The organism is Streptomyces sp. CA-278952 (genome assembly GCF_028747205.1).
Lineage (GTDB): Bacteria > Actinomycetota > Actinomycetes > Streptomycetales > Streptomycetaceae > Streptomyces.
Map to the genome: position 1 here is coordinate 3,056,711 of NZ_CP112880.1, position 26,462 is coordinate 3,083,172.

Annotated in this window: 38 protein-coding genes; 2 read left to right on the top strand and 36 right to left on the bottom strand. The window is 67.3% G+C overall.

The genetic code is table 11. The annotated features are described in order from the left end of the window. Positions 1 to 12 precede the first annotated feature (12 nt). From truA to rpsJ, 31 genes are all read right to left on the bottom strand, one after another. Positions 13 to 867 carry a tRNA pseudouridine(38-40) synthase TruA gene (gene truA / locus N7925_RS13345; RefSeq protein WP_265599872.1) on the bottom strand — a complete coding sequence of 285 codons (855 nt, stop codon included), beginning with the start codon at positions 865 to 867 and terminating at the stop codon, positions 13 to 15. Positions 868 to 960: 93 nt separating this feature from the next. After that, a complete protein-coding gene (gene rplQ / locus N7925_RS13350; RefSeq protein WP_265599873.1) occupies positions 961 to 1,464 on the bottom strand; it encodes a 50S ribosomal protein L17 in 504 nt (167 codons plus the stop codon). 312 nt (positions 1,465 to 1,776) lie between these two features. After that, positions 1,777 to 2,799 carry a DNA-directed RNA polymerase subunit alpha gene (locus tag N7925_RS13355; RefSeq protein ID WP_003966937.1) on the bottom strand — a complete coding sequence of 341 codons (1,023 nt, stop codon included), beginning with the start codon at positions 2,797 to 2,799 and terminating at the stop codon, positions 1,777 to 1,779. 137 nt (positions 2,800 to 2,936) lie between these two features. Then, positions 2,937 to 3,341 carry a 30S ribosomal protein S11 gene (gene rpsK, locus N7925_RS13360; protein ID WP_003956432.1) on the bottom strand — a complete coding sequence of 135 codons (405 nt, stop codon included), beginning with the start codon at positions 3,339 to 3,341 and terminating at the stop codon, positions 2,937 to 2,939. Between the two features lie 105 nt (positions 3,342 to 3,446). Then, the gene (gene rpsM / locus N7925_RS13365) at positions 3,447 to 3,827 is read right to left on the bottom strand and encodes a 30S ribosomal protein S13 (protein ID WP_007446719.1); all 381 of its coding nucleotides are present in this window, start codon (positions 3,825 to 3,827) and stop codon (positions 3,447 to 3,449) included. 194 nt (positions 3,828 to 4,021) lie between these two features. Next, entirely contained in the window at positions 4,022 to 4,135 is a 114-nt protein-coding gene (gene rpmJ / locus N7925_RS13370; RefSeq protein ID WP_003956441.1) for a 50S ribosomal protein L36, read from the bottom strand. Positions 4,136 to 4,194: 59 nt separating this feature from the next. Further along, positions 4,195 to 4,416 (bottom strand): translation initiation factor IF-1, encoded by a 222-nt coding sequence (gene infA, locus N7925_RS13375; protein WP_003956442.1) that lies wholly within the window; start codon positions 4,414 to 4,416, stop codon positions 4,195 to 4,197. Positions 4,417 to 4,714: 298 nt separating this feature from the next. Next, on the bottom strand, positions 4,715 to 5,551 hold the full coding sequence (gene map, locus N7925_RS13380; RefSeq protein WP_274343978.1) for a type I methionyl aminopeptidase: 837 nt from the start codon (positions 5,549 to 5,551) through the stop codon (positions 4,715 to 4,717). 132 nt (positions 5,552 to 5,683) lie between these two features. Further along, entirely contained in the window at positions 5,684 to 6,343 is a 660-nt protein-coding gene (locus N7925_RS13385) for an adenylate kinase (RefSeq protein ID WP_274343979.1), read from the bottom strand. Continuing rightward, positions 6,343 to 7,656: a preprotein translocase subunit SecY gene (gene secY / locus N7925_RS13390; protein ID WP_265599876.1), complete on the bottom strand. Its 1,314-nt coding sequence runs from the start codon at positions 7,654 to 7,656 to the stop codon at positions 6,343 to 6,345. The genes N7925_RS13385 and secY overlap by 1 nt, the downstream gene beginning before the upstream one ends. A gap of 380 nt (positions 7,657 to 8,036) precedes the next feature. Next, positions 8,037 to 8,492 carry a 50S ribosomal protein L15 gene (rplO, locus tag N7925_RS13395; RefSeq protein WP_265599877.1) on the bottom strand — a complete coding sequence of 152 codons (456 nt, stop codon included), beginning with the start codon at positions 8,490 to 8,492 and terminating at the stop codon, positions 8,037 to 8,039. A gap of 1 nt (position 8,493) precedes the next feature. After that, on the bottom strand, positions 8,494 to 8,676 hold the full coding sequence (gene rpmD, locus N7925_RS13400) for a 50S ribosomal protein L30 (protein ID WP_006126892.1): 183 nt from the start codon (positions 8,674 to 8,676) through the stop codon (positions 8,494 to 8,496). Next, entirely contained in the window at positions 8,676 to 9,281 is a 606-nt protein-coding gene (gene rpsE, locus N7925_RS13405) for a 30S ribosomal protein S5 (protein ID WP_003966944.1), read from the bottom strand. The genes rpmD and rpsE overlap by 1 nt, the downstream gene beginning before the upstream one ends. A 47-nt stretch (positions 9,282 to 9,328) precedes the next feature. After that, positions 9,329 to 9,712, bottom strand: coding sequence for a 50S ribosomal protein L18 (gene rplR, locus N7925_RS13410; protein WP_015610732.1), 384 nt, complete (start codon positions 9,710 to 9,712; stop codon positions 9,329 to 9,331). A 2-nt stretch (positions 9,713 to 9,714) separates the two neighbouring features. Then, positions 9,715 to 10,254: a 50S ribosomal protein L6 gene (gene rplF / locus N7925_RS13415; RefSeq protein ID WP_018960206.1), complete on the bottom strand. Its 540-nt coding sequence runs from the start codon at positions 10,252 to 10,254 to the stop codon at positions 9,715 to 9,717. A 21-nt stretch (positions 10,255 to 10,275) separates the two neighbouring features. After that, complete coding sequence (gene rpsH, locus N7925_RS13420; protein WP_007446728.1) at positions 10,276 to 10,674, bottom strand: 30S ribosomal protein S8; 399 nt, start codon at positions 10,672 to 10,674, stop codon at positions 10,276 to 10,278. A 224-nt stretch (positions 10,675 to 10,898) separates the two neighbouring features. Continuing rightward, entirely contained in the window at positions 10,899 to 11,084 is a 186-nt protein-coding gene (locus N7925_RS13425) for a type Z 30S ribosomal protein S14 (RefSeq protein ID WP_003948630.1), read from the bottom strand. Between the two features lie 2 nt (positions 11,085 to 11,086). Beyond that, positions 11,087 to 11,644 carry a 50S ribosomal protein L5 gene (gene rplE / locus N7925_RS13430; protein ID WP_003966948.1) on the bottom strand — a complete coding sequence of 186 codons (558 nt, stop codon included), beginning with the start codon at positions 11,642 to 11,644 and terminating at the stop codon, positions 11,087 to 11,089. Further along, the gene (rplX, locus tag N7925_RS13435; RefSeq protein ID WP_018960205.1) at positions 11,644 to 11,967 is read right to left on the bottom strand and encodes a 50S ribosomal protein L24; all 324 of its coding nucleotides are present in this window, start codon (positions 11,965 to 11,967) and stop codon (positions 11,644 to 11,646) included. Before rplX ends, rplE begins: the two co-directional genes overlap by 1 nt. 2 nt (positions 11,968 to 11,969) lie before the next feature. Further along, positions 11,970 to 12,338, bottom strand: a complete 369-nt coding sequence (rplN, locus tag N7925_RS13440; RefSeq protein ID WP_003966950.1) for a 50S ribosomal protein L14 — start codon at positions 12,336 to 12,338, stop codon at positions 11,970 to 11,972. 107 nt (positions 12,339 to 12,445) lie between these two features. Next, positions 12,446 to 12,730: a 30S ribosomal protein S17 gene (rpsQ, locus tag N7925_RS13445; protein WP_018960204.1), complete on the bottom strand. Its 285-nt coding sequence runs from the start codon at positions 12,728 to 12,730 to the stop codon at positions 12,446 to 12,448. Then, positions 12,730 to 12,954: a 50S ribosomal protein L29 gene (gene rpmC, locus N7925_RS13450; RefSeq protein WP_003966952.1), complete on the bottom strand. Its 225-nt coding sequence runs from the start codon at positions 12,952 to 12,954 to the stop codon at positions 12,730 to 12,732. Before rpmC ends, rpsQ begins: the two co-directional genes overlap by 1 nt. Beyond that, on the bottom strand, positions 12,954 to 13,373 hold the full coding sequence (gene rplP, locus N7925_RS13455) for a 50S ribosomal protein L16 (protein WP_003966953.1): 420 nt from the start codon (positions 13,371 to 13,373) through the stop codon (positions 12,954 to 12,956). Before rplP ends, rpmC begins: the two co-directional genes overlap by 1 nt. A 5-nt stretch (positions 13,374 to 13,378) precedes the next feature. After that, positions 13,379 to 14,218 (bottom strand): 30S ribosomal protein S3, encoded by an 840-nt coding sequence (rpsC, locus tag N7925_RS13460; protein ID WP_018510593.1) that lies wholly within the window; start codon positions 14,216 to 14,218, stop codon positions 13,379 to 13,381. Further along, a complete protein-coding gene (gene rplV, locus N7925_RS13465; protein ID WP_026290933.1) occupies positions 14,218 to 14,565 on the bottom strand; it encodes a 50S ribosomal protein L22 in 348 nt (115 codons plus the stop codon). Before rplV ends, rpsC begins: the two co-directional genes overlap by 1 nt. 42 nt (positions 14,566 to 14,607) lie before the next feature. Then, positions 14,608 to 14,889 carry a 30S ribosomal protein S19 gene (gene rpsS, locus N7925_RS13470; RefSeq protein ID WP_015610726.1) on the bottom strand — a complete coding sequence of 94 codons (282 nt, stop codon included), beginning with the start codon at positions 14,887 to 14,889 and terminating at the stop codon, positions 14,608 to 14,610. Positions 14,890 to 14,901: 12 nt separating this feature from the next. Next, the gene (gene rplB, locus N7925_RS13475; RefSeq protein ID WP_015610725.1) at positions 14,902 to 15,738 is read right to left on the bottom strand and encodes a 50S ribosomal protein L2; all 837 of its coding nucleotides are present in this window, start codon (positions 15,736 to 15,738) and stop codon (positions 14,902 to 14,904) included. A gap of 39 nt (positions 15,739 to 15,777) precedes the next feature. Then, a complete protein-coding gene (gene rplW / locus N7925_RS13480) occupies positions 15,778 to 16,101 on the bottom strand; it encodes a 50S ribosomal protein L23 (RefSeq protein ID WP_007446738.1) in 324 nt (107 codons plus the stop codon). Next, positions 16,101 to 16,751 (bottom strand): 50S ribosomal protein L4, encoded by a 651-nt coding sequence (gene rplD, locus N7925_RS13485; protein WP_031127484.1) that lies wholly within the window; start codon positions 16,749 to 16,751, stop codon positions 16,101 to 16,103. The genes rplW and rplD overlap by 1 nt, the downstream gene beginning before the upstream one ends. Positions 16,752 to 16,755: 4 nt before the next feature. Beyond that, positions 16,756 to 17,400, bottom strand: a complete 645-nt coding sequence (gene rplC / locus N7925_RS13490) for a 50S ribosomal protein L3 (protein ID WP_015610723.1) — start codon at positions 17,398 to 17,400, stop codon at positions 16,756 to 16,758. A 14-nt stretch (positions 17,401 to 17,414) separates the two neighbouring features. Beyond that, positions 17,415 to 17,723, bottom strand: coding sequence for a 30S ribosomal protein S10 (gene rpsJ / locus N7925_RS13495; RefSeq protein WP_003948644.1), 309 nt, complete (start codon positions 17,721 to 17,723; stop codon positions 17,415 to 17,417). 643 nt (positions 17,724 to 18,366) lie between these two features. On the opposite strand from rpsJ, the gene N7925_RS13500 reads away from it, so the two are divergent. Together N7925_RS13500 and N7925_RS13505 are read left to right on the top strand one after the other, a co-directional pair. Further along, complete coding sequence (locus N7925_RS13500; protein WP_274346454.1) at positions 18,367 to 20,388, top strand: PIG-L family deacetylase; 2,022 nt, start codon at positions 18,367 to 18,369, stop codon at positions 20,386 to 20,388. Positions 20,389 to 20,536: 148 nt separating this feature from the next. Beyond that, on the top strand, positions 20,537 to 21,262 hold the full coding sequence (locus N7925_RS13505; protein ID WP_265599878.1) for a S1 family peptidase: 726 nt from the start codon (positions 20,537 to 20,539) through the stop codon (positions 21,260 to 21,262). Between the two features lie 66 nt (positions 21,263 to 21,328). On the opposite strand, the gene N7925_RS13510 is transcribed toward N7925_RS13505, so the two are convergent. From N7925_RS13510 to rpsL, 5 genes are all read right to left on the bottom strand, one after another. Continuing rightward, entirely contained in the window at positions 21,329 to 21,751 is a 423-nt protein-coding gene (locus tag N7925_RS13510; RefSeq protein ID WP_274343980.1) for a hypothetical protein, read from the bottom strand. Between the two features lie 129 nt (positions 21,752 to 21,880). Continuing rightward, positions 21,881 to 23,074, bottom strand: a complete 1,194-nt coding sequence (tuf, locus tag N7925_RS13515) for an elongation factor Tu (RefSeq protein WP_007445914.1) — start codon at positions 23,072 to 23,074, stop codon at positions 21,881 to 21,883. Positions 23,075 to 23,231: 157 nt separating this feature from the next. Beyond that, positions 23,232 to 25,361, bottom strand: a complete 2,130-nt coding sequence (gene fusA, locus N7925_RS13520) for an elongation factor G (protein ID WP_265599880.1) — start codon at positions 25,359 to 25,361, stop codon at positions 23,232 to 23,234. A 38-nt stretch (positions 25,362 to 25,399) separates the two neighbouring features. Further along, positions 25,400 to 25,870 carry a 30S ribosomal protein S7 gene (rpsG, locus tag N7925_RS13525; protein ID WP_007445917.1) on the bottom strand — a complete coding sequence of 157 codons (471 nt, stop codon included), beginning with the start codon at positions 25,868 to 25,870 and terminating at the stop codon, positions 25,400 to 25,402. Between the two features lie 2 nt (positions 25,871 to 25,872). Continuing rightward, positions 25,873 to 26,244 carry a 30S ribosomal protein S12 gene (rpsL, locus tag N7925_RS13530; protein ID WP_003948652.1) on the bottom strand — a complete coding sequence of 124 codons (372 nt, stop codon included), beginning with the start codon at positions 26,242 to 26,244 and terminating at the stop codon, positions 25,873 to 25,875. Between the last annotated feature and the right edge of the window lie 218 nt (positions 26,245 to 26,462).

The window sequence follows — 26,462 nt, forward strand, 5'->3', positions numbered from 1 at the left end:
AGGCCCAAGGCCCTAACAGCACCCCGCCCCCGGCAACGTCCGCACGTTCCGCGCCTCCACGGCACGGGCCGCCAGCAACGCGTCGGCCGGGTAGGCCACTTCCTCCAGCGTCAGCCCGTGCGGGCGCACCACGTGCACCCCGGGGTCGCGCACCTTCGCGGCGAGCACCTCGGCGGGCCAGCCGGCCGGCCGCCGCCCGTCGCCGACGAACAGCGCGGCCCCGATCAGCGCCCGCACCATGTTGTGGCAGAACGCGTCCGCCTGCACGGTCGCGGTCAGCACCCCGGACGCCGGATCCCGTACCCAACTCAGCTTCTGGAGCGTACGGATGGTCGTCGCGCCCTCTCGCTTCTTGCAGTACGCGGCGAAGTCGTGCTCCCCCACCATCAACGCGGCCGCCTCGTTCATCGCGTCCACGTCCAACGGCCGGTCGTGCCACAGCACATGGCCCCGGTTCAGCGGATCGACGCCGCCGGGCCGGTCCCCCACCCGGTACGCGTACCGCCGCCACAGCGCGGAGAACCGGGCGTTGAACCCGGCGGGTGCGGGGGCCGCGCGCCAGATCCGTACGTCCAGCGGCAGCCGCCCCGCCAGCCGTCGCAGCAGCTTCTCCTCGTGCTCGGCCCAGACCGCCTCCGGCAGGTCCACGTGGGCCACCTGGCCACGCGCGTGCACCCCGGCGTCCGTCCGGCCGGCCACCGTCAGGTCGTACGTCACGGCGGAGCGGGTCACGGTCCGCAGCGCGTCCTCGATCTCACCCTGCACCGTGCGCCGGCTGGTCTGCTTCGCCCAGCCGGAGAAGTCCTTGCCGTCGTAGGCCAGGTCCAGCCGCACCCGTACGAAACCGGGCTCCGCCTCGTCACTCACCGCGTCATCCTCTCCACTCCCCTGGTCAGCAGAACGGGCCCGCACCGCCCCGAAGGGTGGTGCGGGCCCGTCCCGTGGTCCGTCTCAGAACGCTCAGGCGTCCTTCGACTCCGCGTCGTCGGCCGGCTTGGCGTCCTCGGCGGACTCGGCCGCGGGGGCCTCGTCCTTCTTGAGGCCGTCTTCCTTGACCGCACGCTTTGTCGCGGCCTCGGCCTCACCAGTGGCCTGCTGGGCCACGGTCAGCGCCTCGACCAGCTCGATGACCGCCATCGGGGCGTTGTCGCCACGACGGTTGCCGATCTTGGTGATACGGGTGTAACCACCGGGGCGGTTCTCGTATCGGGGAGCGATCTCGGTGAAGAGCGTGTGGACGATGCTCTTGTCCGTGATCGTCTGGAGCACCAGGCGACGGTTGTGGATGTCGCCCTTCTTCGCCTTGGTGACGAGGCGCTCGGCGACCGGACGCAGGCGACGGGCCTTCGCCTCGGTCGTCGTGATGCGGCCGTGCTCGAACAGCGACTTCGCCAGGTTGGCGAGGAGCAGACGCTCGTGCGCGGCGCTGCCGCCCAGACGGGCACCCTTTGCGGGACGCGGCATGGTGATTCTCCTAGTGTGCTGCACCGGCCGTATCAGGTACCGGTGTCAGTTCCCGCGAGGCGGACGCCTCCCGGAAGTCATAGCTGCCGTTCGGGCCCGGAGTCCGGCATCAGCCACACTCCAGCCCGTCCGACGTTCGCCGGACTACAGCCAAAATCAAGCCCATCCGACGTTCGCCGGACTACAGCCAAATTCAAGCCCGCCCGACGTTCGCCGGTCATCAGCCAAATTCAAGCCCGTCCGGCGATTGAGGACAAAGCCTCGACCCCGGCCCGGGGCACCCTCAAAACCGGGCACCCCCGCCGGAGGCGATCAGTACTGCTCGGTCTCCACGAAACCGGCGTCCGCGTCGTCGTCGGCGCCGAAGGCGTCGGCGGCGGCGGTCGGGTCGAAGCCGGGAGGCGAGTCCTTGAGCGCGAGGCCCATACCGGCCAGCTTCGCCTTGACCTCGTCGATCGACTTGGCGCCGAAGTTGCGGATGTCGAGCAGGTCCGCCTCGGAACGGGCCACGAGCTCACCCACGGAGTGGATGCCCTCGCGCTTGAGGCAGTTGTACGACCGAACGGTGAGCTCCAGCTCCTCGATCGGCAGGGCGAGATCGGCGGCGAGCGCGGCGTCCGTCGGGGACGGGCCCATGTCGATGCCCTCGGCGTCGATGTTGAGCTCGCGCGCCAGACCGAACAGCTCGACCAGGGTCTTACCGGCCGACGCCATGGCGTCACGGGGACGCATGGCCTGCTTGGTCTCGACGTCGACGATCAGCTTGTCGAAGTCGGTGCGCTGCTCGACACGGGTCGCCTCGACCTTGTACGTGACCTTGAGCACCGGCGAGTAGATGGAGTCGACCGGGATCCGGCCGATCTCCTGGCCGACCTGCTTGTTCTGGACGGCGGAGACGTAGCCGCGACCGCGCTCGACGGTCAGCTCCATCTCCAGCTTGCCCTTGCCGTTGAGCGTGGCGAGAACGAGGTCGGGGTTGTGCACCTCGACACCGGCCGGGGGCGCGATGTCGGCGGCGGTGACCAGACCCGGGCCCTGCTTGCGCAGGTACATCACGACGGGCTCGTCGTGCTCCGAGGAGACGACCAGCTGCTTGATGTTGAGGATGAGGTCGGTGACGTCCTCCTTGACGCCCGGCACGGTGGTGAACTCGTGCAGGACCCCGTCGATCCGGATGCTGGTGACAGCGGCACCGGGGATCGAGGAGAGGAGGGTGCGGCGGAGGGAGTTGCCGAGGGTGTAACCGAAGCCCGGCTCCAGCGGCTCGATCACGAACCGGGAGCGGAACTCGTCGACGACCTCTTCGGTCAGCGACGGACGCTGAGCGATAAGCATGCGGTGATCCTTCAGTCGTGGGCACCCACTATTTGATGCCCGACAGATGTAACAAGGGTACGGGCGGTACGCCCCGTAAGAGGTGTACCGCCCGGACCGAACGCTACTGACGCACGGCCGTCACCGGCCGCGACGCATCAGACGCGGCGACGCTTCGGCGGACGGCAGCCGTTGTGCGGCGTCGGGGTGACGTCCTGGATCGAACCGACCTCGAGGCCCGTGGCCTGGAGGGAACGGATCGCGGTCTCACGGCCGGAGCCGGGACCCTTGACGAAGACATCGACCTTGCGCATGCCGTGCTCCTGCGCGCGGCGGGCGGCCGACTCGGCGGCCATCTGCGCGGCGAAGGGGGTGGACTTGCGCGAGCCCTTGAAGCCGACGTGGCCGGCGGAGGCCCAGGAGATCACGTTGCCCGAGGGGTCCGTGATCGAGACGATGGTGTTGTTGAACGTGCTCTTGATGTGCGCGTGGCCGTGAGCGACGTTCTTCTTTTCCTTGCGACGCACCTTCTTGGCTGCGCCCTGACGACCCTTGGGGGGCATGTCTTTACTCCAGATGGAGAGGGGAGGTGATCGGTCCTACAGCGAAGACCGCTGGTTGCTGCGGGTTCCCGGAGAACCGGAGATCCGCAGTGCGTCCGCTGAGGACTACTTCTTGCCCGGCTTCTTCTTACCGGCGATGGCGCGACGCGGGCCCTTGCGGGTACGCGCGTTCGTGCTGGTGCGCTGACCGTGGACCGGCAGACCACGGCGGTGACGAATGCCCTGGTAGCAGCCGATCTCGATCTTGCGGCGAATGTCGCCCTGGACCTCGCGGCGGAGGTCACCCTCGGTGCGGAGGTTGGCGTCCACGTACTCGCGGATCTTGACGAGGTCTTCCTCGGCAAGGTCGCGGACGCGGGCGTCCGGGTTCACGCCGGTGGAGGCGAGGATCTCCTTGGACCGGGTGCGCCCGATACCGAAGACGTAGGTGAGGGCAACCTCCACGCGCTTTTCGCGCGGGATGTCAACACCTGAAACGCGTGCCATTCAATGGCTCCAGTTGTTAGATCGGGGGTCTTCCGCAGTGCCACTCCCGGCCGCCGACCGCTCACGTGGAGCGGTGGTACGTCCGGGTCCCCGGCCCCCGCCGGAGGTGTCGTCAGCCGTGGCTTGGACGGGCTCTGCGTATGTACGAATTACGTGCGTCGCGCGAAGAACTGCGAGATGCAGGCGGTCGTGCGTCAGCCCTGGCGCTGCTTGTGGCGCAGGTTGTCGCAGATGACCATGACCCGACCGTGACGGCGGATCACCTTGCACTTGTCGCAGATCTTCTTGACGCTCGGCTTGACCTTCATGGGATGTCAGGTTCTCCGGGTCAGTGCCATCACCCGCCGAAACGGGGTGCGGGCAAGATCTACTTGTACCGGTAGACGATCCGGCCACGCGTCAGGTCGTACGGAGAGAGCTCCACCACGACCCGGTCATCCGGGAGGATGCGGATGTAGTGCATCCGCATCTTGCCGCTGATGTGCGCCAGGACCTTGTGACCGTTCTGGAGCTCCACCTTGAACATTGCGTTCGGGAGGGACTCGATCACGGTGCCCTCAATCTCGATGGCACCTTGCTTCTTGGCCACGCTTCGCCTTTCGAATCGGCTACCTTGATCGGCTCTTGCTTATCGGTGTGCTGATATGCGGGCACACTGATGCACGAGAGCCGACGAGTCAGTCTACGTCAGCGGACTCCAAAAGACGAATCCGTCAAGTTTGCCCAGCCGGGGTGATCGTTAGACCTCCCCGGGAGGTCACGTCACCCGAGAGGGCCGGGAGCCGCCTCGACCCCGGCCCCTCCTCCACGCAGCCCTCGCGGGCTCGGCGCCGAGGGCGTCTCACATGCTTCGGGCCGCCGCGCCGGACTCCGTCCGTCGGGTCACGTCACCCGAGAGGGTCGGGAGCCGCCTCGACCCCGTACTCCGCGAGCTTCGCCCTGCCGCAGTCCGGGGCGGTCAGGACCAGCGGGCCCTGCTCGGTCAGCGCGATGGAGTGCTCCCAGTGCGAGGACCAGGTGCCGTCCGTCGTGATGACCGTCCAGTCGTCGCTCAGGGTCTCCGTCCGCGCCGTGCCGAGCGAGACCATGGGCTCGATCGCCAGGCAGACGCCCGGGACCAGCTTGATGCCCTTGCCGCGCTTGCGGGAGACGTAGTTCAGCAGGTGCGGGTCCATGTGCATCTCGGTGCCGATGCCGTGGCCGCCGAAGTCCTCGATGATGCCGTACTTCCCGGTCGCCGGGCGGGGCTGGCGGCGGATGTAGGACTCGATCGCCCGGGAGATGTCGACGAGGCGGTTGTTCACCTTCATCGCGGCGATCCCGGCCCACATGGACTCCTCGGTCACCCGGGAGAGCTCGACGAGCTCCGGAGCGTGACCGGTGCCCACGAAGGCGGTGTAGGCGGCGTCGCCGTGCCAGCCGTCGACGATCGCGCCGGCGTCGATCGAGATGATGTCGCCGTCCTTCAGGACCGTCTTCTCGTCCGGGATGCCGTGGACGACGACCTCGTTGACCGAAGTGCAGATGGTCGCGGGGAACCCGCCGTAGCCGAGGAAGTTCGACTTCGCGCCATGGTCGGCGATCACCTTGCGGGCGACCTGGTCCAGGTCGTGCGTGGTGGCCCCGGGCACGGCCGCCTTGCGGGTGGCGGCGTGAATGGCAGCGACCACCAGGCCCGCCTCGCGCATCTTCGCGATCTGCTCGGGGGTCTTGATCTGCACCATTGCTCGGCGCCTCTCTGCATCGACGGTGACGGGTACGGCTCGGCGTGTTCAACGATACGGGCGCAAGCAGTCGGCCGCGGCGCCCTGGGGCGCCGCGGCCGGCTTGCACTACGGGTGGTGCGGTGGTGACGCTCAGCCCTCGTCGGAGGTCTCCAGCGCCTCCATGGCGCGGGCGGTCACGTCCGCGACCTTGCCCAGCGCGGAGATGGTCACCACGAGGCCCTGGGCCCGGTAGTAGTCGATGATCGGCTCGGTCTGCGTGTGGTAGACCTCCAGCCGGGTACGGACCGTCTCCTCGCTGTCGTCGTCCCGCTGGTACAGCTCGCCGCCGCAGGCGTCGCAGACGCCCTCGGTCTTCGGCGGGTTGTACGTCAGGTGGAAGACGTGCGCGCTGTCGTTGCGGCAGACGCGGCGACCCGCGATCCGCTTCACGACCTCGTCCTCGGGGACTTCCAGGTCGAGTACCGCGTCCAGTTTTACGCCCTCGTCCTTGAGCATCACGTCAAGGGCTTCGGCCTGTCCGACGTTCCGCGGGAAGCCGTCCAGCAGGAAGCCGCCGACGGCGTCCGACTGGGCCATGCGGTCCTTGGCCATCCCGATGGTGACCTCGTCCGGCACCAGCTGGCCTTCGTCCATGTAGGCGCGGGCCTGCTTGCCAAGGTCGGTGCCCTGGCTGATGTTGGCGCGGAAGAGGTCGCCCGTGGCGATGTGCGGAATCGAGAGGTTCTGAGCAAGGTACGCAGCCTGCGTTCCCTTGCCGGCACCCGGAGGCCCGACGAGGACGATTCGCATCAGCGGAGGAACCCTTCGTAATTGCGCTGCTGGAGCTGACTCTCGATCTGCTTCACGGTTTCCAGACCCACACCCACGATGATGAGGATGCTCGTCCCGCCGAACGGGAAGTTCGCGTTCGCACCGCCGAAGCCCGCCAACGCCATCGTCGGCACAAGAGCGATCAGGGCCAGGTACAGCGAGCCCGGCCAAGTGATCCTGTTGAGTACGTAGCTCAGGTATTCGGCAGTAGGACGACCTGCGCGGATACCCGGGATGAAGCCACCATACTTCTTCATGTTGTCGGCGACCTCGTCGGGGTTGAACGAGATGGCCACATAGAAGAAGGCGAAGAAGACGATCAGCAGGAAGTACGCCACCATGTAGTACGGCGCGTTCTGCTCGACGAAGTTGTCCGTGATCCAGGTGGCCCAGCCCGCCTGCGAGCCGGAGAACTGCACGATCAGCGCCGGGATGTAGAGCAGCGACGAGGCGAAGATGACCGGGATCACACCCGCCTGGTTCACCTTCAGCGGGATGTACGTGGACGTACCGCCGTAGGACCGGCGTCCGATCATGCGCTTCGCGTACTGCACCGGAATGCGGCGCTGGGCCTGCTCGACGAAGACCACGAGGCCGACCATCACGAAGCCGATGAGGATGACCGTGCCGAACTCGATCCAGCCGTCGGCCAGCTTGCCGCTCTCCTTGATGGCCCACAGGGCGCCGGGGAACGTGGCCGCGATCGAGATGAACATGAGGATCGACATGCCGTTGCCGATGCCGCGGTCGGTGATCAGCTCACCGAGCCACATGACGGCGGCCGTACCGGCGGTCATCGTGAGGACCATGATGACCGTGGTGAAGACCGACTTGTCCGCGACGATCTGGCTACCCACGGAACAGTTCTGGAAGAGCGCGCCGCTGCGTGCGGTGGCCACGAGGCCGGTGCCCTGGAGGATGGCGAGCGCGACCGTCAGATAACGCGTGTACTGCGTGATCTTCGCTGTGCCGGACTGCCCCTCCTTCTTCAGGGCTTCCAGGCGCGGGATCACGACGGTCAGCAGCTGGAGAATGATGCTCGCCGTGATGTACGGCATGATGCCGAGCGCGAAGATGGTGATCTGCAGCAGGGCGCCACCGCTGAACATCTGCATCAGACCGAGGAGACCACCCGAGTCGGCCTGGTCGATGCACTGCTGCACCTTCGTGTAGTCGACGCCAGGGGCCGGGACGTGCGCCCCGAGCCGATAGATCACGATGATGCCGAGCGTGAAGAGCAGCTTCTTGCGCAGGTCGGGCGTCTGGAACGCTCGGGCGAACGCGGTGAACACGGTGCCTCCTGCGACCCCCGCGCTATGCGTCAGAGGCGACGGGTCTGGATGGGACTGGATGGGATCGGATACAAGGCAGCCCTACATCGTAAGGAGGCCACAAAAGATTAACGGCGCCACCCTACCCGGCCCAGGACTGAGCGGGAAACACGTGCCGCACACCGGTGTACGGTCCGCTTCCCGGCCCGCGCCGCGAAAGACCGGCCAAGCCGCACCATTTGGGACGTGAACGCCCCTCCGCTCCCCCACCGCCGGTGCGGTGGACACCCGTTCAACCTTTCCCGAGCCTTTACGGTTCCCGTACAGCGGCACAAACGCAGAAAAGCCTGGCCGGCCACCTCCGAAGAGGCAGCCGGCCAGGCTCAGTTCTGTCCCGCGGCTCAGACGAGCTCGGTGACCGTACCGCCGACGGCGGTGATCTTCTCCTTGGCGGAGCCGGAGACGGCGTCAACCGAAACCTGCAGTGCCACGGAGATCTCGCCCTGTCCGAGGACCTTGACGAGGTGGTTGTTGCGCACAGCGCCCTTGGCGACCAGGTCGGCCACCGTGACCTCTCCACCCTCGGGGTAGAGCGTCGCGAGCTTGTCCAGGTTCACGACCTGGTACTCCGTGCGGAACGGGTTCTTGAAGCCCTTGAGCTTCGGGAGACGCATGTGGAGGGGCATCTGGCCACCCTCGAAGCGCTCCGGAACCTGGTAACGAGCCTTCGTACCCTTGGTACCACGGCCTGCGGTCTTACCCTTGGACGCCTCACCACGACCCACACGGGTCTTGGCGGTCTTGGCACCCGGGGCAGGCCGGAGGTTGTGGGCCTTCAGCGGGCTGTTCTCCGCCATGTCAGTCAACCTCCTCAACCGTCACGAGGTGGCGGACGGTCTGCACCATTCCGCGGAACTCGGGGCGGTCCTCCTTGACAACCGAGTCGTTCAGGCGCTTGAGCCCGAGCGAACGCAGGGTGTCGCGGTGGTTCTGCTTGCTGCCGATGTAGGACTTCGTCTGCGTGATCTTGAGGCGAGCCATTACGCACCCGCTCCCGCACGTGCACGGAGCAGAGCCGCGGGGGCGACGTCCTCGAGGGGCAGACCGCGGCGGGCCGCGATCTCCTCGGGACGCTGCAGGCCCTGGAGGGCCGCCACGGTCGCGTGCACGATGTTGATCGCGTTGGACGAGCCAAGCGACTTCGACAGGATGTCGTGAACGCCGGCGCACTCGAGCACGGCACGCACCGGGCCACCGGCGATAACGCCGGTACCGGGGGACGCCGGCTTGAGCAGGACGACGCCCGCAGCCTTCTCGCCCGTGATCGGGTGAGGGATGGTGCCCTGGATGCGCGGGACCTTGAAGAAGTTCTTCTTGGCCTCTTCGACACCCTTGGCGATGGCCGCGGGAACTTCCTTGGCCTTGCCGTATCCGACACCGACGGTGCCGTCACCATCGCCCACTACGACCAGCGCAGTGAAGCTGAAGCGACGACCACCCTTCACAACCTTGGCGACGCGGTTGATCGCGACGACGCGCTCGACGTACGCGGTCTTCTCGGCGGCGCTGGCGCCACCGTCACGGCCCTTCCGGTCCCGCCGCTCGCCGCCACCGGCACCGCTTCCGCGGCGCTGGGGTCCAGCCATGGGAATTACCTCTCTCTGTTACGGACGCTGTGCGTAGGAACCGGGGCTTAGAACTTCAGCCCGGCTTCACGGGCGGCGTCAGCCAGAGCGGCAATCCGCCCGGCGTACTGGTTGCCACCGCGGTCGAACACGACGGCCTCGACGCCTGCGGCCTTGGCACGCTCGGCGACCAGGGCGCCGACCTGCTGTGCCTGGGCGCTCTTGTCACCCTCGCCACCACGGATCGAGGTGTCCAGGGTCGATGCCGACGCGAGCGTGTGGCCCGCGATGTCGTCGATGACCTGGGCCACGATGTGGCGGTTGGAACGCGTCACGACCAAGCGAGGACGCTCCGGCGAACCGGAGATGTGCTTGCGGACGCGGATATGGCGGCGCTTGAGGGCGGCACGCTTGTACGCGTCGCCCTTGGCGATCTTCACACCGTATGCCATGGCTACTTACCAGCCTTTCCGACCTTGCGGCGGATGACCTCGCCCGCGTACTTGACGCCCTTGGCCTTGTACGGGTCGGGCTTCCGCAGCTTGCGGATGTTGGCGGCTACCTCGCCGACCTTCTGCTTGTCGATGCCCTCGACGCTGAGCTTCGTGGGCGACTCGACCTTGAAGGTGATGCCATCCGGAGCCTCGATGAGGATCGGGTGGCTGTAGCCCAGGGCGAACTCCAGGTTGGAGCCCTTCGCCTGGACGCGGTAACCGACACCGCTGATCTCGAGCGCCTTGGAGTAACCCGCGGTCACGCCGGTGATCATGTTCGCCACCAGCGTGCGGGACAGGCCGTGGAGGGCCTTGTTCTGACGCTCGTCGTTCGGGCGGGAGACGTTGAGCACGCCGTCCTCACCCTTGGAGACCTCGATCGGCGCGGCGACGGTGTGCGTGAGGGAACCCTTGGGGCCCTTCACGGCGACCGTACGGCCATCGATGGTGACGTCCACACCGGCGGGAACCTGGATGGGGAGCTTGCCGATTCGCGACATGAGCTTTCCTTCCTTTCCCGACTACCAGACGTAGGCGAGGACTTCCCCACCTACGCCCTTCTTGCCTGCCTGCTGGCCGGTCAGGAGGCCGTGGGACGTGGAGATGATCGCCACGCCCAGACCGCCGAGGACCTTCGGCAGGTTGGTGGACTTTGCGTATACACGCAGACCCGGCTTCGAAATCCGCTTGATGCCGGCGATCGAGCGCTCGCGGTTCGGGCCGAACTTCAGCTCGAGGACGAGGTTCTTGCCGACCTCGGCGTCCTCGACCTTCCAGCCGGTGATGAAGCCCTCCTGCTGGAGGATCTCCGCGATGTGCGACTTGATCTTGCTGTGCGGCATCGAGACATCGTCGTGATATGCCGAGTTCGCGTTACGCAGACGCGTGAGCATGTCTGCGATGGGATCAGTCATGGTCATGAGTTGGCCTTCGGCCTCTCTCGCCGGGGTTTCCTGTATGCGCCATCCCTCTCCCCACTCAGTGGCGGGACGGGTGCGGTGCGGGGACCTACGGCGTAGTAAGTCGGTCGTGGGCGGCAGGCGCCCAACCCTTCAAGCCTACGGCATGAAAGGACGGGCTCCTGCCGACCCAGATACTTACCGAGAGTCTCCGGAACTTCCCTGTGCCCGAGGGCAGAGGGGAGTTACCAGGAGCTCTTGGTCACGCCCGGCAGCTCGCCACGGTGAGCCATCTCACGAAGGCACACGCGGCACAGGCCGAACTTGCGGTAGACGGAGTGGGGCCGGCCGCAGCGCTGGCAGCGGGTGTACCCGCGCACGCCGAACTTCGGCTTACGGGCGGCCTTAGCGATCAGAGCCTTCTTCGCCACGGTCAGTTCTCCTTGAACGGGAAGCCGAGGTGACGAAGGAGGGCACGACCCTCGTCGTCGTTGGTCGCCGTGGTGACCACGGTGATGTCCATGCCCCGGACCCGGTCGATCTTGTCCTGGTCGATCTCGTGGAACATGACCTGCTCCGTGAGACCGAAGGTGTAGTTGCCACGGCCGTCGAACTGCTTCGGCGACAGGCCACGGAAGTCACGGATACGCGGAAGCGCGAGCGACAGCGTACGGTCCAGGAACTCCCACATCCGGTCACCACGGAGGGTGACGTGGCAGCCGATCGGCTGGCCCTCGCGCAGCTTGAACTGCGCGATGGACTTGCGGGCCTTCGTGACGGCCGGCTTCTGGCCCGTGATCGTGGTGAGGTCCTTGACGGCACCGTCGATCAGCTTGGAGTCGCGGGCGGCGTCGCCCACACCCATGTTGACCACGATCTTGACCAGACCGGGAACCTGCATGACGTTCTCGTACGAGAACTCCTCACGCAGCTTGCCGGCGATTTCCTCGCGGTAGCGCGTCTTGAGACGCGGCGCAGTGGTGGCAGTCATCAGATGTCCTCACCGGTCCGCTTGGCAACGCGGATCTTGTTGCCCTCGTCGTCAAAGCGGTAGCCGACGCGGGTGACAACCTTGTTGCCGTCCTTCTCCACGACCAGCTGCACGTTGCTGATGTGGATCGGGGCCTCGGTGGTGACAATGCCACCCGTCTGCGAACCGCGAGCCGTCTGACCGGCCTTGGTGTGCTTCTTGACCCGGTTGACACCCTCGACGAGGACGCGGTCCTGCGTGGGATAGGCCACAATGACCTTGCCCTGCTTGCCCTTGTCCTTACCGGTGATGACCTGAACCAGGTCGCCCTTCTTGATCTTCATGCTTACAGCACCTCCGGCGCGAGCGAGATGATCTTCATGAACTTCTTCTCGCGCAGCTCCCGGCCCACCGGGCCGAAGATGCGGGTGCCGCGGGGGTCGCCGTCGTTCTTCAGAATGACGGCGGCGTTCTCGTCGAAGCGGATGTACGAGCCATCCTGACGACGACGCTCCTTGACGGTGCGAACGATGACGGCCTTGACGACGTCACCCTTCTTCACGTTGCCACCGGGGATCGCGTCCTTGACGGTGGCGACGATGACGTCACCGATACCCGCGTAGCGGCGACCCGAGCCACCGAGAACACGAATGGTGAGAATTTCCTTCGCACCCGTGTTGTCGGCGACGCGCAGTCGCGACTCCTGCTGGATCACGTCTATCTCCTGATCGTCTGCCGGTTCCCGGCGGGTGCCTCTCCGTTACCGGGGAGGCACCCCACCGAGCCTGGCGGAACTGACCCGAGGGGAGAATCCCTCAGGAATTACTTGGCCTTCTCGAGGATCTCGACGATGCGCCAGCGCTTCGAGGCGGACAGCGGACGCGTCTCCATGATGATGACGCGGTCGCCGACGCCGGCACTGTTCTGCTCGTCGTGGGCCTTGAGCTTGTTCGTACGGCGGATGACCTTGCCGTACAGCGCGTGCTTGACGCGGTCCTCGACAGCGACGACGACGGTCTTGTCCATCTTGTCGCTGACGACCAGACCCTCACGGGTCTTGCGGAAACCGCGGTCGGTGTTGGTCTCAGTCACAGTCTTCTCGCTCATCAGGCGCTCTCCACCGTCTCGATGCCCAGCTCGCGCTCACGCATCAGGGTGTAGATCCGGGCGATGTCCTTACGGACGGACTTGAGCCGACCGTGGTTCTCGAGCTGGCCCGTCGCCGCCTGGAAGCGGAGGTTGAACAGCTCTTCCTTGGCTTCGCGGAGCTTGTTAAGGAGCTCCTCGTCGCCCAGCTCGCGCAGCTCGGACGCCTTGGTACCGGCCGACATCACGACTCACCTGCCTCGCGCCGAACGATCCGGCACTTCATCGGAAGCTTGTGAGCAGCGCGGGTGAGCGCCTCACGAGCAATCTTCTCGTTCGGGTAGGACAGCTCGAACATCACCCGACCCGGCTTGACGTTCGCGATCCACCACTCGGGAGAACCCTTACCGGAACCCATGCGGGTCTCGGCAGGCTTCTTCGTCAGGGGACGGTCCGGGTAGATGTTGATCCAGACCTTGCCGCCACGCTTGATGTGACGGGTCATCGCGATACGAGCGGACTCGATCTGACGGTTCGTCACGTACGCCGGGGTCAGCGCCTGGATGCCGTACTCGCCGAACGCAACCTGCGTGCCACCCTTGGACATACCGCTGCGCTTCGGGTGGTGCTGCTTGCGGTGCTTGACCCTACGGGGGATCAGCATTTCGGTCAGGCCTCCGTTCCGGTGCTCTCAGCAGCCGGAGCAGCGGCGGCGGGGGCGTCGGCCTTGGGGGCCTCGGCTGCCGGCGACTGCTGCGGCTTACGGCCGCGACCGCCACGCTCGCCACCACGGCCGCCACCACGGCCGGCCGGGCGGTCGGTGCCGCCACGAGCCGGACGGTTGCCGGCGCGGGCCGCGGCGTTCTCGGCGCGAACCTCGGCGATGTTCTTGACGTCGCCCTTGTAGATCCAGACCTTCACGCCGATGCGGCCGAAGGTCGTCTTGGCCTCGAAGAAGCCGTAGTCCACGTTGGCCCGGAGGGTGTGCAGGGGCACGCGGCCCTCGCGGTAGAACTCCGAGCGGGACATCTCGGCGCCGCCGAGGCGACCGCCGCACTGGATCTTGATGCCCTTGGCGCCGGCCTTCATCGAGCTCTGCATGCTCTTGCGCATGGCACGACGGAAGGAGACGCGGGAGGAGAGCTGCTCGGCGACGGCCTGGGCCACCAGCTGAGCGTCCACCTCGGGGTTCTTGACCTCGAGGATGTTCAGCTGGACCTGCTTGCCGGTCAGCTTCTCCAGCTCGCCGCGGATGCGATCGGCCTCGGCGCCACGGCGACCGATGACGATGCCCGGACGGGCGGTGTGGATGTCAACGCGGACGCGGTCGCGGGTGCGCTCGATCTCGACCTTCGAGATGCCGGCCCGCTCCATGCCCTTCGTCATCATGCGACGAATGGCGACGTCTTCCTTGACGTAGTCCTTGTACAGCTTGTCGGCGTACCAGCGGGACTTGAAGTCCGTGGTGATGCCGAGCCGGAACCCGTGCGGGTTTACCTTCTGGCCCATTACCGGGTTCCTTCCTTGCTGCTGACGACCACGGTGATGTGGCTGGTCCGCTTACGGATCCGGTAGGCACGGCCCTGAGCACGCGGACGGAACCGCTTCAGGGTCGGGCCCTCGTCCACGTACGCCTCGCTGATGACCAGCGAAGAGGCGTCGGGGTGGTCGTAGTTGTGTGCAGCGTTGGCGATGGCGCTGTCCAGCACCTTGCCAACCGGCACGCTCGCGGCCTGCGGGGCGAAACGCAGGACCGCCTGAGCCTCCGTGGCATCCATGCCACGGATGAGGTCCACCACTCGGCGGGCCTTCATGGGCGTGACGCGGATGTACCGCGCCTGGGCCCTGGCTTCCATGGTTGTCCCTTCGGTGTGAGTCATAGTCGTTTCCACCCCGCGCTAGCGGCGCTTCGACTTCCGGTCGTCCTTGACGTGGCCGCGGAAGGTGCGAGTCGGCGAGAACTCGCCGAGCTTGTGGCCGACCATCGACTCGGTGACGAACACCGGGACGTGGATCTTGCCGTTGTGCACCGCGATGGTGTGCCCCAGCATGGCCGGGATGATCATCGAGCGACGGGACCAGGTCTTGATGACGTTCTTGGTGCCAGCTTCGTTCTGTACGTCCACCTTCTTGACGAGGTGGCCGTCGACGAAGGGCCCCTTCTTGAGACTGCGCGGCATCTAAACCCGCTCCTAGCGCTTCTTGTTCGTCTTGCGGCGGCGGACGATGTACTTGCTCGAAGCCTTCTTCGGCGAGCGAGTACGACCCTCCTTCTGACCCCACGGCGAGACCGGGTGACGACCACCGGAGGTCTTGCCTTCACCACCACCGTGCGGGTGGTCAACCGGGTTCATCGCGACACCGCGGACGGAAGGACGAACGCCCTTCCAGCGCATACGGCCGGCCTTGCCCCAGTTGATGTTCGACTGCTCGGCGTTGCCGACCTCACCGATCGTGGCGCGGCAGCGGGCGTCGACCAGCCGGATCTCACCGGACGGCATACGAAGGTGGGCCATGGTGCCCTCCTTCGCCAGCAGCTGCACGGAGGCACCCGCGGAACGGGCGAACTTCGCGCCGCCGCCGGGCCGCAGCTCGATGGCGTGGATGGTCGTACCGACCGGGATGTTGCGCAGCGCCAGGTTGTTGCCCGGCTTGATGTCTGCGGCCGGACCGTTCTCGACGCGGTCACCCTGCGCCAGGCCACGCGGGGCGACGATGTAACGCTTCTCGCCGTCCGCGTAGTGGAGCAGCGCGATGCGCGCGGTGCGGTTCGGGTCGTACTCGATGTGCGCGACCTTGGCCGGCACGCCGTCCTTGTCGTGACGACGGAAGTCGATCACGCGGTAGGCGCGCTTGTGTCCGCCACCCTGGTGGCGAACGGTGATCCGGCCGGTGTTGTTACGGCCGCCCTTGCTGTGCAGGGGGCGGACCAGCGACTTCTCCGGCGTGGACCGCGTGATCTCGACAAAGTCGGCGACGCTGGAGCCACGACGGCCCGGGGTCGTCGGCTTGTACTTGCGGATACCCATTTCTCAGTCCTCGTCCGATTCCGGACGACTCGACCTCCGCTAGGAGGTCGGGCCGCCGAAGATGTCGATTCGGTCGCCCTCAGCGAGGGTCACGATGGCGCGCTTCGTGTCGGAGCGCTTGCCGAAACCGGTCTTGGTGCGCTTGCGCTTACCCTGCCGGTTGATCGTGTTGACCCCGGTGACCTTGACCGAGAAGACCGCTTCCACAGCCTGCTTGATCTGGGTCTTGTTGGAGCCGGGCGCGACGATGAACGTGTACTTGTTCTCGTCGAGCAACGCGTAGCTCTTCTCGGAGACCACGGGCTTGACGAGAACGTCACGCGGGTCCGAGTACGTCTTGCTGGTAACGGTCGCCTCGCTCATCAGGCGTCGCTCCCTTCGGTCTCAGCGGTCTGGGGGCCAGACACGAAGGACTCGAAAGCGGCCTGGGTGAAGACCACGTCGTCAGAGACGATCACGTCGTACGTGTTCAGCTGGCCCGGCTCCAGGATGTGCACCTGGGGCAGGTTGCGTGCGGACAGCCACGCGGCCTCGTCGGCGCGGTCGACGACCAGGAGCAGGTTCTGGCGCTCCGAGATCTTGCCGAGCAGCGTCTTGGCGGCCTTCGTGGAGATTCCACCCTCGACCACGCCGGTGACGACGTGGATACGGGAGTGACGCGCCCGGTCCGAGAGGGCACCGCGCAGAGCGGCGGCCTTCATCTTCTTCGGGGTCCGCTGCGAGTAGTCACGCGGCTGCGGGCCGTGGACGACGCCACCACCGGCGAACTGCGGGGCGCGGGTCGAACCCTGACGGGCGCGGCCGGTGCCCTTCTGGCGGTACGGCTTGCGGCCACCGCCACGGACTTCACCGCGACGCTTGGTCTTGTGCGTGCCCTGACGGGCAGCTGCCAGCTGAGCGACAACGACCTGGTGGATCAGCGGAACGCTGGTCTTGGCGTCGAAGATCTCCGCAGGGAGGTCGACGGTACCGGCCTTGTCGCCTGCCGGCGAAAGGATGTCAATGGTGCTCATTACCTCAAGCCCCCTTGGCCGCGGTACGGACCAGGACGAGGCCGCCGTTCGGACCGGGGACCGCGCCCTTGATGAGGAGCAGACCCTTCTCCGCGTCAACCGCGTGGATGGTCAGGTTCTGGGTGGTGACGCGCTCGTTACCCATACGGCCCGCCATGCGCATGCCCTTGAAGACACGCCCAGGGGTGGCGCAGCCACCGATCGAACCGGGGGAACGGTGCTTACGCTGGACGCCGTGGCCGGCGCCGAGGCCCTTGAAGTTGTGACGCTTCATGACACCGGCGAAGCCCTTGCCCTTGCTCTTGCCCGTGACGTCGACCTTGACGCCGGACTCGAACACCTCGGCAGTGACCTCCTGGCCCAGCGTGTACTCGCTGGCGTCAGGGGTGCGGAGCTCCACCAGGTGGCGGCGCGGGGTGACGTCGGCCTTGGCGAAGTGACCCTTGAGGGGCTTGTTCACCTTGCGCGGGTCGATCTCGCCGAAGGCGATCTGGACCGCTTCGTAGCCGTCGCTGTCGTTGGTGCGAACCTGCGTCACGACGCACGGCCCGGCCTTGACGACGGTCACCGGGACAACCCGGTTGTTCTCGTCCCAGACCTGGGTCATGCCGAGCTTCTCGCCCAGGACGCCCTTGATGTTCTTGCTCATCTCGGCCCGTCCCCTCAGAGCTTGATCTCGATGTCGACGCCCGCCGGAAGGTCGAGGCGCATCAGCGAGTCAACCGTCTTCGGCGTGGGGTCGAGGATGTCGATGAGGCGCTTGTGGGTGCGCATCTCGAAGTGCTCGCGAGAGTCCTTGTACTTGTGCGGCGACTTGATGACGCAGTACACGTTCTTCTCAGTGGGCAGCGGCACCGGGCCCGCGACCGACGCACCAGTGCGGGTCACCGTCTCGACGATCTTCTTCGCCGAGGAGTCGATGACCTCGTGGTCGTAGGCCTTGAGCCGGATGCGGATCTTCTGTCCCGCCATGGCTACTAGTAGTCCTGTCTCTCGTAACGCTCTGGAACCCGGGGGTTCTCTGGACTCCTCCTCCGACCCACGCGGTCGGGCGTGTCGCATCCCCTCTACGAAAATCTCCCGAAGGAGATCCCAACCAAGGGGGTGCGGACCCTGAGACCGCGGAACCGGGGGCGGAACACCCACCGGGTGCCTGGCCGGCGCCCTGCGTTGCTTCCCGAAAGATTCCCGTACGTCCGGCCCTGGGGGCCGACGAGTACTGTGAGACTCGCTTCCGGTCCTCCCGGCGGGAGGCGCGCAGCATTGACACTCAACCGAGCAACCTGGTCAGTGTGCCATACGGGGCGCGGGCCTGGCCAATCGAGTCGGGAATCCTACCCCGAGCGAGCGAATGCTCAAACGCGGGCGCGCATCCGGCGGCGCCGGAGCCGGAGTTCCGTCGACGTGTTCCCGGTGCGCGAGCCCGCGCCCTGACCGCGCAACCCTTCCGCCCCGATCCCCGTCTACTCCCCCGCGGGCACGGCTCGACCGGCCGATGGTCCGCGACAGAGCCAGGGAGTACGCAGGACAGGGCGACCGTTCGCCCGCTGCGGGGGAAGCGGGAGCGGACGGAGTGCGCGGCATGGTGGATCGGTCTGACCTGTCCCGGATACGGATGCCCCGGCGCGCCCTCCTCCTCGCGGCCACCGCGACCGCCGCCACCGCCGGATGCGCCGTACCGGCTCCACGGCGGCACGGTCCGGTGCCGGACCCGGCCCCCGGACTGGCCCTGGCGAGCGGCCGGCGGGCGCTGCTGATGCAGGTGCTGGCCCACCCCGACGACGACCTGTACCTGATGAACCCGGACACCCGCGAGGCCCTCGACTCCGGGACCCCCGTGGTCTGCGTCTACCTCACCGCGGGCGACGCCGACGGGCTCAACAAGGTCCCCAGGGCCCCGCGGCCGAAACCCGACCACGCCGCGTACGTCTCCGCCCGGCAGCAGGGCCTGCGCCAGGCCTACGCCGAGCTGCTCGGGCTCGACCGGTTCACCCCGTGGCAGAGGTCGGTGCTCACCCTGCGCGGCGGCCACCGGGCCGAGCGGGACGTCCTGGCCGACGGGGCCCGCCGGGTCGAGCTGGTCTTCCTCAACACCGCGATGCACACCGGGCGCGGTCGCCTCGGACTGCCCGGCCTCTGGGAGGACCGGCGGCTCGTGCTGCGTACCGTCGTCGCCGACGACTCCCCTCTGCAGAAGGCCGGTTCGTATACGTACGAATCCCTGATCGACGTCCTCGCCGGGTTGCTGGAGGAGTACCGGCCGACTGTCGTGCACACCCTCGACCCGGACCCCGACCTCCGGACCAGCAGCGAGTACGAACGCCTCCGGGACAGTGAGCAGCGCGGGTACTCCGACCACGCGGACCACACCCCGGCCGGGTGCTTCGCCTGGGCGGCCCTGATCCGCTGGGTGGCGGAGACGACGGGGCGCGGGGAGCCGGTGCCCGGGTTCGCCGTCGCGGCGTTCCGGGGGTACTACAACCACCACTGGCCCAAGAACCTGCCGCCGGAGGTGCTGGAGCGCAAGGCCGCCCACCTCGTCCCGTACGGCGGCGCGCCCGACTGGGAGTGCGGCCACCCGTCGGGCTGCGGCGACTACAACATCGGCGGCGACCGGCCACTGGCCAGCCGCAAGGGCTGGGTGCGCTCCACCCACCACCGCTACCCGGGCCCCAGGGCTCAGGTCGCCTCCGGGACCGACGGCCGGCTCACCGTCTACGGGGTGCTGGGGTTGCGCGCCGTCCGGTGGCGGGAGAGCACGCCCGGCAGCGGAGTCCTGGGCGTGCCGGACGACCTCGGCGGCGGTCCGCTCGCCCCGGTGCTGGGCTCGGCGGCGACGGCGGACGGACGGCACCTGTTGTTCGGGCTGCGGTTCGCGGCGCTCGCCGGGCACGGTTCGGACAACGACCGCGAGATCGTGCTGCTGGAGCAGCGCTCGCCGGGCGGCCCCTTCCGTGCCTGGCGGGGGCTGGGCAACCCGGCCACCGGCAGCGACCACGGACGCCGCGTCGGCGTGCCCGTCGCGGTGACCGCTCCGGACGGCCGCGTCCACCTCTTCGTACGGAACGCGGAGAAGGGACTGAGCACCCGGGTCCGAGAGGCGGCCACCGGACGCTGGAGCGGGTGGCGGGACCTCGGCGGTGGCGAGGTGCAGGACGGGCTGACGGCGGTCCTGGACGCGGCCGGGCGCGTCCACGTGTACGCGGCCGGGCACCATGCCGTGCACCACTGGACCCAGGACGCCCCGGACACGGACGTCACCGCCCGTACCCAGCTCAGCGACTCCCCCATTCCCGCACACGCGCCCGGCGCACTCCCGGCGCCCGACGGGTCCGTGGAGCTGTACTACCGGCCTGCCGCGCGGGAGCGGCTCGTCGCCGTGCGGGCCGACCGCGCACCCGCGCCCCGCTTCGGCGGGTACGGTCCGGTGACCGCCGCCGCCTCACCGAGCGGCCCGGTCCTGCTCGGCCGTTCCGCGGCGGGCCGGATCCAGCTGCGTACAGCCGGGGGCACCTCCGTACGATCCCGGGGGCCGGTCGCCCTGGACGGCGTCGCCCTGCACCTCGGCGCGGCGGGCGGACGGCCCGCCGTCGTGGGGTTCGGGCCGGACGCGGCGCCCTGGGTGTGGCGTCCGTAGAAGCGGACGCGCTCGGCCCAACTCCCGCTCCATAACGCCGTGTTATGCCCAAACGTTAGTACCCCGTCCTCGTCGCGCTCCGGCACCCTGTTGCCCACCATCCCCCACGGACACGCACACCCCAGCGTGTCGCGCGAAACGAGGAATCATGCGTATATCCAGGCTCGTGCCCGCTGCCGCCGCCGCAGCGGCCTGTGTCCTCGCCCTCTTCGCACCGTCCGCCTCGGCCGCTCCCGAGGCCCCGCTCCAGGACGCCCCGCCCCCGACCACCCAGATCATCGGCGGCGGCTACGCCCAGAACGCGCCCTGGGCCGCCCGCCTCTTCTCGAACGGCAGGGAGACCTGTTCGGCGACGATCATCGCGCCGACCTGGATCCTCACCGCCAAGCACTGCGTCACCGGCGGCGGCCTGTCGTTCCGCATCGGCAGCCTCGACCAGCACAGCGGCGGTGTGGTCGCGAACGGCGCCCAGACCTACACCCACAGCTCGGACCTGGCCCTCGTCCGGCTGGACCGCTCGGTGCAGGCCACCTACTCCCGCCTCGGCCAGCCCGGCTCGGTGCGGGTCGGGCAGGGCGTGCAGGTCTGGGGCTGGGGCGCCACCTCGCAGTGCGGCTCCGAGGCCAACTGCCAGTCCCGCTACCTGAAGGTCGCCAACGTGACGGTCACCGGCGGCTGCGGTGACGCGTACGGCGGCTCGGCGATCTGCGCCCGCCGAGGCAACGGCATCACCGCCGGCGGCGACTCCGGCGGCCCGATGACGGCGAACGGCATCCAGGTCGGCGTCGCCTCCACCAGCGACCGGCAGACCACGACCGCGTACACGAACGTCACCGCGTACCGGTCCTGGATCCAGTCGATCGCGGGCGTCTGACCGACCCCACCACCTGGGGCGGCGGGCACCTGACGGACCCGCCGCCCCGTGAACCGTAGGGCCCCCCTACCTCACCGCCCTGAGGTACCGGGGCCCTACACCCATTTTTGGTCCGCGGGGATACCGCTCCCTGCCGGCCCTCGCCGCCCGTCGCGTCACCGCGTACCGCGCCTGGAGGCCGACGGCGACGACGGTAGCCGCCAGCACCGCCAGCAGGGCGGCCGGCCGTGCCGCCGCCCCGGCGGGCCGCAGGTCGCGGTCCGGTCCGACGAGTACGGGCGTCAGGCTGCGCGCCGCAACCGGGTGGACCACGACGAGCCCGGCGAACAGCGCGTACTGCCACCAGGCGACATGTTCGGTGAACTGCTCGGCGGGGCCGATGCCCCTGACGGCCGCGGCACTGGCGTTCACCACCCACACGACCCAGGCGGTGACGGCCGCGTGGGCCACCCGATGGGCGAGCCGCGCTCCACGCACCTCTGCGGTCATGCCCATTCCTCCCCCCGGCCCGTTCGGTTCCCGCCCATCCGACCATGACGAAGGGCCCCGCACCTCTTTCGAGGTGCGGGGCCCTTCTTGCAGCTCAGTGAGCCACCAGGTCCAAGGACCAAGCAGAAACTACTTGATGATCTTGGTGACCTGGCCGGCGCCCACGGTCCGGCCACCCTCACGGATGGCGAACTTCAGGCCCTCTTCCATGGCGACGGGCTGGATCAGCGAGACGTCCATGAGGGTGTTGTCACCCGGCATGACCATCTCGGTGCCCTCGGGAAGGGTCACAACGCCCGTCACGTCCGTGGTACGGAAGTAGAACTGCGGGCGGTAGTTGTTGAAGAACGGGGTGTGACGGCCACCCTCGTCCTTCGACAGGATGTAGGACTGCGCCTGGAACTCGGTGTGCGGCGTGACCGAGCCGGGCTTGATGATGACCTGGCCGCGCTCGACGTCCTCGCGCTTGATGCCACGGAGGAGCAGACCGACGTTCTCACCGGCCTGGCCCTCGTCGAGCAGCTTGCGGAACATCTCGATGCCGGTGACCGTGGTGGTGGTCTTCTCGGTCTTGATACCGACGATGTCGACGGTCTCGTTGACCTTCAGGACACCACGCTCGATGCGGCCGGTGACGACCGTACCGCGACCGGTGATCGTGAAGACGTCCTCGATCGGCATGAGGAACGGCTTCTCGACGTCACGCTCGGGCTGCGGGATGGACTCGTCGACGGCCTTCATCAGGTCGAGGACGGTCTGGCCCCACTCCTTGTCGCCCTCAAGAGCCTTGAGCGCCGAGACCTTGACGACCGGAAGGTCGTCGCCCGGGAACTCGTACTCGGAGAGGAGCTCACGGACCTCGAGCTCGACGAGCTCCAGGATCTCCTCGTCGTCCACCATGTCGGCCTTGTTCAGCGCGACGACGATGTAGGGGACGCCGACCTGGCGGGCCAGGAGGACGTGCTCCTTCGTCTGCGGCATCGGGCCGTCGGTGGCCGCGACCACGAGGATGGCGCCGTCCATCTGCGCGGCACCCGTGATCATGTTCTTGATGTAGTCCGCGTGACCGGGGCAGTCGACGTGCGCGTAGTGACGCGACTCCGTCTGGTACTCGACGTGCGCGATGGAGATGGTGATACCGCGCTGGCGCTCTTCGGGAGCCTTGTCGATCTGGTCAAAGGCCGAGGCCTCGTTCAGGTCCGGGTACGCGTCGTGCAGCACCTTGGTAATGGCGGCCGTGAGGGTCGTCTTACCGTGGTCGATGTGACCGATGGTGCCGATGTTGACGTGCGGCTTAGTCCGCTCGAACTTTGCCTTCGCCACTGGGGTCCTCCTGAGTGGTTCTGTACGCCTTGCTTCATCGGCGCCAGGTGATCTTTGCTGGGGTGCCGGCGCCGGGGGCATTGCGCACAGTGCTGACGCGCTGTGCGCAATGCCCGCCCGGCTCCGGTGACAAGCCTAAAGCGTGAGCTCGGGAGAGTTACTCGCCCTTGGCCTTCGCGATGATCTCCTCGGCGACGTTCCGCGGAACCTCGGCGTAGGAGTCGAACTGCATCGAGTAGCTTGCGCGACCCGAGGTCTTGCTGCGGAGGTCTCCGACGTAGCCGAACATCTCCGAGAGGGGCACGAGGCCCTTCACGACGCGAGCGCCGCTGCGCTCCTCCATGGCCTGAATCTGGCCACGGCGGGAGTTGAGGTCGCCGATGACATCGCCCATGTAGTCCTCGGGCGTGGTGACCTCGACGGCCATCATCGGCTCGAGGAGCACGGGAGAGGCCTTGCGGGCACCCTCCTTGAACGCCTGCGAACCGGCGATCTTGAAGGCGAGCTCCGAGGAGTCGACCTCGTGGTAACCACCGTCGAGAAGGGTGACGCGGACGCCGACCATCTCGTAACCGGCCAGGATGCCGAACTGCATGGCTTCCTGAGCACCCGCGTCCACCGAGGGAATGTACTCACGGGGGATGCGGCCACCGGTGACCTTGTTGACGAACTCGTAGGAGGCGTCGCCACCCTCGATGGGCTCGAGGGCGATCTGCACCTTCGCGAACTGGCCGGTACCACCAGTCTGCTTCTTGTGCGTGAAGTCGATGCGCTCGACGGCCTTGCGGATCGTCTCGCGGTACGCGACCTGGGGCTTGCCGACGTTCGCCTCGACGCGGAACTCGCGCTTCATGCGGTCGACGAGCACCTCGAGGTGAAGCTCGCCCATACCACCGATGATGGTCTGGCCGGTCTCCTCGTCGGAGTGCACCTGGAAGGAGGGGTCCTCCTCCGAGAGGCGCTGGATGGCGACACCCAGCTTCTCCTGGTCGCCCTTGGACTTCGGCTCGATGGCGACCTGAATGACCGGCGCCGGGAAGTCCATGGACTCCAGGATGACCGGGTTCTTGTCGTCGCACAGCGTCTCACCGGTGGTGGTCTGCTTGAGACCCATGACGGCGATGATGTCGCCGGCGCCCACCGATGCGATCTCCTCACGCTTGTTCGCGTGCATGCGGTAGATCTTGCCGATGCGCTCCTTCTTGCCCTTGACGGAGTTCAGCACCGCGGTGCCGGCCTCCAGGCGACCGGAGTAGATCCGGACGAAGGTGAGCTTGCCCAGGTGCGGGTCGCTCGCGATCTTGAACGCCAGGCCGGAGAACGGCTCGTCGTCCGAGGGCTTGCGCTGGATGACCTTCTCCGGGTCCTTCACGTCGTGGCCCTCGATGGCCTCGACGTCCAGGGGGGAAGGCAGGTAGCGCACGACCGCGTCGAGCAGGGGCTGGACGCCCTTGTTCTTGAACGCGGTGCCACAGAACACCGGGGTGACGGTGACGGAGTCGGCGGTGCCCTTCGACGCCAGCGTGATGCGACGGATCGCCTCGTGCAGCTGCTCCTCGGTGGGCTCGGTGCCCTCCAGGTACAGCTCCATCATGTCGTCGTCGTTCTCGGCCACGGCCTCCAGGAGCTTGCCGCGCCACTCGGCGGCCGACTCCTTGAGGTTGTCCGGGATCTCGACGGTGTTGTACATCTCGCCCTTGGCGGCCTCTTCGGGGTACACGAAGGCCTTCATCGACACGAGGTCGACGACGCCGGTGAAGTCCGCTTCGGCGCCAATGGGGAGCTGCATGACGATCGGGGTCGCGCCGAGGCGGTCCACGATCATCTGGACGCAACGGAAGAAGTCGGCACCGGTGCGGTCGAGCTTGTTGACGAAGCAGATACGCGGCACGCCGTAGCGGTCCGCCTGACGCCAGACGGTCTCGGACTGCGGCTCGACGCCGGCCACACCGTCGAACACGGTGACGGCGCCGTCGAGGACGCGGAGCGAACGCTCCACCTCGACGGTGAAGTCGACGTGACCCGGGGTGTCGATGATGTTGATGGTGTGGTCAACATCGTTGAGCGGCCAGTGGCAGGTCGTCGCGGCAGACGTGATCGTGATGCCGCGCTCCTGCTCCTGCTCCATCCAGTCCATCGTGGCAGCGCCGTCGTGGACTTCACCGATCTTGTAGCTCACACCGGTGTAGAAGAGGATCCGCTCAGTGGTGGTCGTCTTCCCCGCGTCGATGTGGGCCATGATCCCAATGTTGCGGACCTTGGCCAGGTCAAGCGAAGTGGTGGCCATAAGGCTCAATCTTCTCTCGGTCTCGATGGGGGTAGCGACTACCAGCGGTAGTGCGCGAAGGCCTTGTTGGACTCGGCCATCTTGTGGGTGTCCTCGCGCTTCTTGACCGCTGCGCCGAGGCCGTTGGAGGCGTCGAGCAGTTCGTTCATGAGGCGCTCGGTCATGGTCTTCTCGCGGCGGGCGCGGGAGTAACCGACGAGCCAGCGCAGAGCGAGGGTGGAGGCGCGACCGGGCTTGACCTCGATCGGCACCTGGTAGGTGGCGCCACCGACACGGCGGGACTTGACCTCGAGCGAGGGCTTGACGTTCTCAAGCGCGCGCTTCAGCGTGATGACCGGGTCGTTGCCGGTCTTCTCGCGGAGGCCTTCCATGGCGCCGTACACGATCCGCTCGGCGGTGGAACGCTTGCCGTCGAGGAGGATCTTGTTGATCAGCGAGGTGACAAGAGGAGAGCTGTAGACCGGGTCGATGATGACCGGGCGCTTCGGGGCGGGGCCCTTACGAGGCATTCTTACTTCTCCTTCTTGGCGCCGTAGCGGCTGCGGGCCTGCTTGCGGTTCTTGACACCCTGGGTGTCAAGGGAGCCGCGGATGATCTTGTAACGAACACCCGGCAGGTCCTTCACACGGCCACCACGCACGAGCACGATGGAGTGCTCCTGCAGGTTGTGTCCCTCACCCGGGATGTAGGCCGTGACCTCGATGCCGGAGGTCAGACGCACACGCGCGACCTTACGGAGCGCCGAGTTCGGCTTCTTCGGGGTGGTCGTGAACACACGCGTGCAGACGCCACGCCGCTGGGGCGAACCCTCGAGCGCGGGCGTCTTGTTCTTCTCGACCTTGTCCTGCCGGCCCTTCCGGACCAGCTGCTGGATCGTAGGCACTACTTCTCCGGTTTCTGTGTGCCGTTCGTGAAACTAACCTGGAACATCGCCGACCCACGCGGTCGGGTGTGTCGAATACTGCGGACCTCCACCCCAAGGGCGTCGGTCGGCACAGATTGCGGTGGCTACTGACGGACTCGCGGTGCGGTTGAGGACACGCACCCGAGCCCAGGCACACCCCAGGCACAAGGCTTGAGCGTACCTACCTCACGGAGCTG